This window comes from uncultured Pseudacidovorax sp. (assembly GCF_913773995.1).
Classification (GTDB): domain Bacteria; phylum Pseudomonadota; class Gammaproteobacteria; order Burkholderiales; family Burkholderiaceae_C; genus Xenophilus.
This window is the reverse complement of record NZ_CAJYES010000031.1, coordinates 1-5,539: the sequence shown is the minus strand read 5'-3', so window position 1 is coordinate 5,539 and position 5,539 is coordinate 1. Positions and strand designations below refer to the sequence as shown.

The following is a 5,539-nucleotide window of genomic DNA, read 5'->3' as shown; positions in this document are numbered from 1 at the left end:
CGATCGAATTCGCCTTCCAGAACAAGAAGTCCGTGGTCAACCAGCGCGAGGTCGGCAACGACACCGCCACGCTCGAAACGGCGCTGAAGAACGCGCTGCGCCAGGCGCCCGACGTGATCCTGATCGGCGAGATCCGCGACCGCGAGACGATGACGGCCGCGTTGGCCTATGCCCAGTCGGGTCACCTGGTGCTGGCCACGCTGCATGCCAACAACGCCTACCGCGCGCTCAACCGCATCCAGAGCTTCTATCCGCTGGAGACGCGCTCCACGCTGCTCAACGACATGGCCAGCGGCCTGCGCGCCGTGATCGCCCAACGCCTGCTGCGCACGCCGCAGGGCTCGCGCGTGCCGGCCGTGGAGGTGATGCTCAACACTGCGCTGGTGCGCGACCTGATCGAGCGCGGCGACTTCGACGGCATCAAGGACGCCATGGAACACTCCATGGCCGAGGGCTCGCAGACCTTCGAGGAGGCGATCGCCAAGCTGGTGCTCGAAGGCAAGGTCAGCCGCGACGAAGCGCTGGTGCATGCCGATTCGCCGGCCAACCTGATGTGGCGCCTTCAGAACGAGAACCGGCCGCGCGACGGAGCCAGCGCCAAGAGTGGCAGCGGCGAACCGTCGTTGATGCAGCAGACGGAGGCGCCGACCTTCACGGATATCACGCTGGACGTGCATCCTGGCTGACACCCCCCATGCCGCTTCGCGGCTCCCCCCTCTCTAGCGCCTTCGGCTTGGAGGGGGGCGCACCCGGAGGCCTGGCAAAGCCAGTTCCTCGGGTGCACTTGCATGGCCTGCTCCGCGGCCTCTTGATCAGCGGCTGAACGACTGCCTCTGACGAACTGATGCCATCGTGGATCCGGCCCGCAAACACCCTTTCGGGACACTGCCTTCTGGCGAGTCCCTCATTTCCGCCATTGCCATGACCCGAACCCTGCAGCTTGCCGAAGAACTGATTGCCTGCCCTTCCGTCACGCCCGATGACGCGCAGTGCCAGCAGATCCTGGGGGAACGCCTTGCTCGTCTGGGCTTTGCGCTCGAAACCATCGTGAGCGGGCCCGAGGACTTTCGCGTGACCAACCTGTGGGCGGTGCGCGGCGCGCCGACGGCACCCACGCTGGTCTTTGCCGGCCACACCGATGTGGTGCCGACCGGGCCGCTGGACCAGTGGACCAGCCCGCCCTTCACCCCGACGCACCGCGGCGGCAAGCTCTATGGGCGCGGCGCCTGCGACATGAAAAGCTCGCTCGCAGCCTTCGTCGTCGCGATCGAGGAATTCCTGACGGCCCATCCCGACCCCAAGCTGCGCCTCGCCCTTCTGCTCACCAGCGACGAGGAAGGTCCCGGCGTCGACGGCACGGTGGTGGTCTGCAACCAGCTGGCGGCGCGCGGCGAGCGGCTGGACTACTGCATCGTGGGCGAGCCCACATCGGTCAGCCGCTGCGGCGACATGATCAAGAACGGCCGCCGCGGCACCATGAGCGGCAAGCTGACGGTGCATGGCGTGCAGGGCCACATCGCCTATCCGCATCTTGCGAAGAACCCCGTGCATGCCTTCGCGCCGGCGCTGGCCGAGCTGGTGGCCATCAACGCCGCCGGCGGATGGGATCCGAAGCCCAACCCCTACTTCCAGCCGACGAGCTGGCAGATCAGCAACATCCACGCGGGCACGGGCGCCAGCAACGTGATCCCGGGCAACGCGGTCATCGACTTCAACTTCCGCTTCTCCACCGAGGTCACGCCCGAGGCGCTGCAGCAGCGGGTGCAGTCGGTGCTCGATGCCCACGGGGTCGAGGGCGATCTCACGTGGACCATTGGCGGCCTGCCCTTCCTGACCACGCCCGGCGCGCTGGTCGAGGCCGTGCAGGCGGCCATCCGCGACGAGGCGGGTATCGAGACCGAGCTGTCCACCAGCGGCGGGACCAGCGACGCGCGCTTCATCGCCAAGGTCTGTGGGCAGGTGGTGGAGCTGGGCCCGGTCAACGCCAGCATCCACAAGATCGACGAGCACATCGAGGTCGAGGCCATCGAGACGCTCAAGAACATGTACCGCCGCACCATCGAGCGGCTGGAGGCCGGTGCCCATGCCTGAGGACACCGCCCTCACCGTGATGGCGCTGGTACAGGAGGCCGAGCAGCGCTTGGCCCACGCCGGTGTCGCATTCGGCCACGGCACCACCAATGCCTTCGACGAGGCCGCCTGGCTGGTGCTGTGGCGCCTGCGCCTGCCGCTGGACCAACTGGACGAGAACGCCGGGCGCACCGTCTCGCCCGGCGCGGCAGCGCAGGTGCGTGCCCTGGTCGAGGAGCGGATCGCCACCCGCAAGCCCGCCGCCTACCTCACCAAGGAGGCCTGGCTGCAAGGCGTGGACTTCTACGTGGACGAGCGCGCCATCGTGCCGCGCAGCTTCATCGCCGAACTGCTGGCCGATGCCAGCATCGACAACTGGCTGGGCGAGCACACGCAGCGCGTGCTGGACCTGTGCACCGGCAACGGCAGCCTGGCCGTGCTGGCCGCCATGGCCTGGCCCGAGGTGCAGGTCGATGCGGCCGACATCTCGCCCGAGGCACTGGAGGTGGCGGCCATCAATGTGTCGCGCCACCAGCTCGATGACCGCGTACGCCTGCTGCAGTCCGACGGGCTGGCCAGCGTCGATGGCGTGTACGACCTGATCCTGTGCAACCCGCCCTATGTCAACGCCGCCAGCATGGCCGCGCTGCCGCAGGAATACCGCGCCGAGCCCGAACTGGCGCTGGCCGGCGGCGCCGACGGCATGGACTTCGTGCGGCGCCTTCTCGCCGACGCCCCCGCCCGCATGAGCGAACACGCCGTGCTGGTGCTGGAGATCGGCAACGAGCGGTCTTTCTTCGAGGCCGCCTTTCCCCACCTCGAGGCCGTCTGGCTCTCGACCAGCGCTGGCGACGACCAGGTGCTGCTGCTGACCCGCGACGCCCTCGTCGCCCACTCATGATCATCCTGAACAACGTCGTCCTGCGCCGCGGCACCAAGGTGCTGCTCGACAGCGCGAGCGTCACCCTCAACCCCGGCGAGAAGGTCGGCCTGGTCGGCCGCAACGGCGCCGGCAAGTCCACCCTGTTCGCCCTGCTCAACGGCACCCTGCACGAGGACGGCGGCGACTTCAGCATTCCGAAGCAGTGGCGCATGGCCCAGGTGGCCCAGCACATGCCCGAGACGGAAGAATCGGCCACCGACTTCGTGGTGGCCGGCGACACCCGGCTGGCCGAGGCCCGCGCCGCCCTGGCGCAGGCCGAGGCCCTGCATGCCGCCCACCCCGACGATGCCGACGCCGGCATGGCGCTGGGCCAGGCCTACAGCGACATCGCCGACGCCGGCGAGCACGACGCCGTGCCGCGCGCGCAGGCCCTCATCATGGGCCTGGGCTTCAAGCTGCACGAGCTGGAGCGGCCGGTCAACAGCTTCTCCGGCGGCTGGCGCATGCGCCTGCAACTGGCCCGCGCCCTGATGTGCCCCAGCGACCTGCTGCTGCTGGACGAGCCCACCAACCACCTGGACCTGGACGCCCTGGTCTGGCTCGAAGCCTGGCTGCAGAAGTACGACGGCACCATGCTCGTCATCAGCCACGACCGCGAGTTCCTGGATGCCGTGACCAACGTCACCGTGCACATCGAACAGGCCAAGCTGACGCGCTACGGCGGCAACTACAGCAAGTTCGAGGACATGCGCGCGCTGCGCATGGAGCAGCAGCAGATCGCCCATGAGCGCCAGCAGGAAAAGATCGCCCACCTGCAGAAGTTCATCGACCGCTTCAAGGCCAAGGCCAGCAAGGCCAAGCAGGCGCAGAGCCGGGTCAAGGCGTTGGCCCGCATGGAGCGCGTGGCACCGCTGCTGGCTGAGGCCGAGTTCACCTTCAGCTTCAAGGAGCCGGCCAACCTGCCAAACCCGATGCTGAGCATCACCGGGGCGAGCTTCGGCTACATGCAGGAAGACGGCAGCGCCACCACCATCCTGTCGGGCGTGAGCCGCGGCGTGCTGGCCGGCCAGCGCATCGGCATCCTGGGCGCGAACGGCCAGGGCAAATCCACCTTCGTGAAGACGGTGGCGCACGATCTGCAATTGGTCTCGGGCACCGTGACCGAAGGCAAGGGCCTGGCCATCGGCTACTTCGCCCAGCAGGAGCTGGACGTGCTGCACGAAACCAGCAACCCGCTGGAGCACATGGTGCGCCTGGCGCGCGAGCTGGGCTCCGCCGCACCGGCCGCCCGCACCGAGCAGGACCTGCGCGGCTTCCTGGGCAGCTTCAACTTCAGCGGCGACATGGTCAAGCAGCCGGTGGGCACCATGAGCGGCGGCGAGAAGGCGCGGCTGGTGCTGGCCATGATGGTGTGGCAGCGCCCCAACCTGCTGCTGCTGGACGAGCCGACCAACCACCTGGACCTGGCGACGCGCGAGGCCCTGGCCATGGCGCTGAACGAGTTCGAAGGCACGCTGATGCTGGTCAGCCACGACCGCGCGCTGCTGCGCACCGTGTGTGACGAGTTCTGGCTGGTGGGCCGCGGCGAGGTGCGCGACTTCGACGGCGACCTGGACGACTACCAGCGCTATCTGCTGGACGAATCGAAGCGGCTGCGCGAAGAGGCCAAGCAGGCCAACGCGGCCGAGGTGGCGGCAGCGTCGGCGTCTGCAGGCTCGGTGTCCGTGGCCGCTGGCGCGCCAGCGGCCTCGTCTGTGAAGGCGGCGTCCTCTGCGGCACCTGCGGCAGCGGGCGCTGCTCCTGCAAAGTCGGTGGCTGCTGCGTCCGGGTCGCCTTCGGCCGTCCCTGCCGTGGACGGCCGCACCCAGCGCCAGAACGACGCCCGCGAGCGCCAGCGCCTGGCCGAGCAGAGCCGGCCGCTGCGCAAGGAACTGGCCAGCCTCGACCAGCGCATGGCCCAGGCCACCGCCGAGAAAAGCGCGCTGGAGGAACGCCTCGCCAGCCCGCTGCCGCCCGCCGAGATCGCCGAAGCCGGCAAGCGCCTCAAGCAGATAGGCGACGAGATCGATGCGATGGAAGAACGCTGGCTGGAGTTGTCCGAGGCACTGGAAGGCATCGGGTCCTGAGTCGTCCGTCCCGCGGCCGACGTGTGACGGGCTGCGGGTCGGCTAACGGTTGCCCCGCTCCAGCCACCACAGCAGCAGCCCGCAGGCGCACACCACCACCTGCGTGCCGATCAGCATGCCGAAGCCGGCGAAGAACCCGGCCGCGGAGCCCGCGGGCACCGCGGCGATCACGCTGCCCATCACCGCCGGCATGAAGCCCGCCACCAGGCTGCCGGTGCCGTTGACCACGCCGTAGGCGCTGGCCACATGCTCCGGCCGGGCGAAATGCTGCACGGTGCTTGGAATGGCCGGGCTCATCAGGCCCCAGAAGAAGTTGGCGGCGATCAGCGTGAAGGCGGCGGCATACCGGTCCTGCACCGCGATGGCCAGCCACACGGCCAGCGCCACGCCGATGCCGCCCACCACGAAGATCAGCGGCACATGCCGGCGCGCCACGCGGTCGATGAGCACCCCACCCACC

5 protein-coding genes are annotated in these 5,539 nt (G+C 69.1%); 4 read left to right on the top strand and 1 reads right to left on the bottom strand.

Annotation, left to right across the window (positions count from 1 at the left end; genetic code table 11):
- The 4 genes from QZ772_RS02865 to QZ772_RS02850 form a co-directional block, all read left to right on the top strand.
- On the top strand, positions 1 to 686 hold a 686-nt coding region (locus tag QZ772_RS02865; protein WP_295522834.1), incomplete at its 5' end, for an ATPase, T2SS/T4P/T4SS family.
- 235 nt (positions 687 to 921) lie between these two features.
- Complete coding sequence (dapE, locus tag QZ772_RS02860; RefSeq protein ID WP_295522832.1) at positions 922 to 2,091, top strand: succinyl-diaminopimelate desuccinylase; 1,170 nt, start codon at positions 922 to 924, stop codon at positions 2,089 to 2,091.
- The gene (prmB, locus tag QZ772_RS02855; protein WP_295522830.1) at positions 2,084 to 2,971 is read left to right on the top strand and encodes a 50S ribosomal protein L3 N(5)-glutamine methyltransferase; all 888 of its coding nucleotides are present in this window, start codon (positions 2,084 to 2,086) and stop codon (positions 2,969 to 2,971) included. The genes dapE and prmB overlap by 8 nt, the downstream gene beginning before the upstream one ends.
- Positions 2,968 to 5,079 carry an ATP-binding cassette domain-containing protein gene (locus QZ772_RS02850; RefSeq protein WP_295522828.1) on the top strand — a complete coding sequence of 704 codons (2,112 nt, stop codon included), beginning with the start codon at positions 2,968 to 2,970 and terminating at the stop codon, positions 5,077 to 5,079. Before prmB ends, QZ772_RS02850 begins: the two co-directional genes overlap by 4 nt.
- A 42-nt stretch (positions 5,080 to 5,121) precedes the next feature.
- Here QZ772_RS02850 and QZ772_RS02845 read toward each other — a convergent pair.
- On the bottom strand, positions 5,122 to 5,539 hold a 418-nt coding region (locus tag QZ772_RS02845), incomplete at its 5' end, for an MFS transporter (protein WP_295522826.1).

Bases quoted from the DNA above. Each gene is read 5' to 3' on its own strand.
- prmB (WP_295522830.1), top strand. From the start codon at position 2,084: ATGCCTGAGGACACCGCCCTCACCGTGATGGCGCTGGTACAGGAGGCC.
- dapE (WP_295522832.1), top strand. From the start codon at position 922: ATGACCCGAACCCTGCAGCTTGCCGAAGAACTGATTGCCTGCCCTTCC.
- QZ772_RS02850 (WP_295522828.1), top strand. From the start codon at position 2,968: ATGATCATCCTGAACAACGTCGTCCTGCGCCGCGGCACCAAGGTGCTG.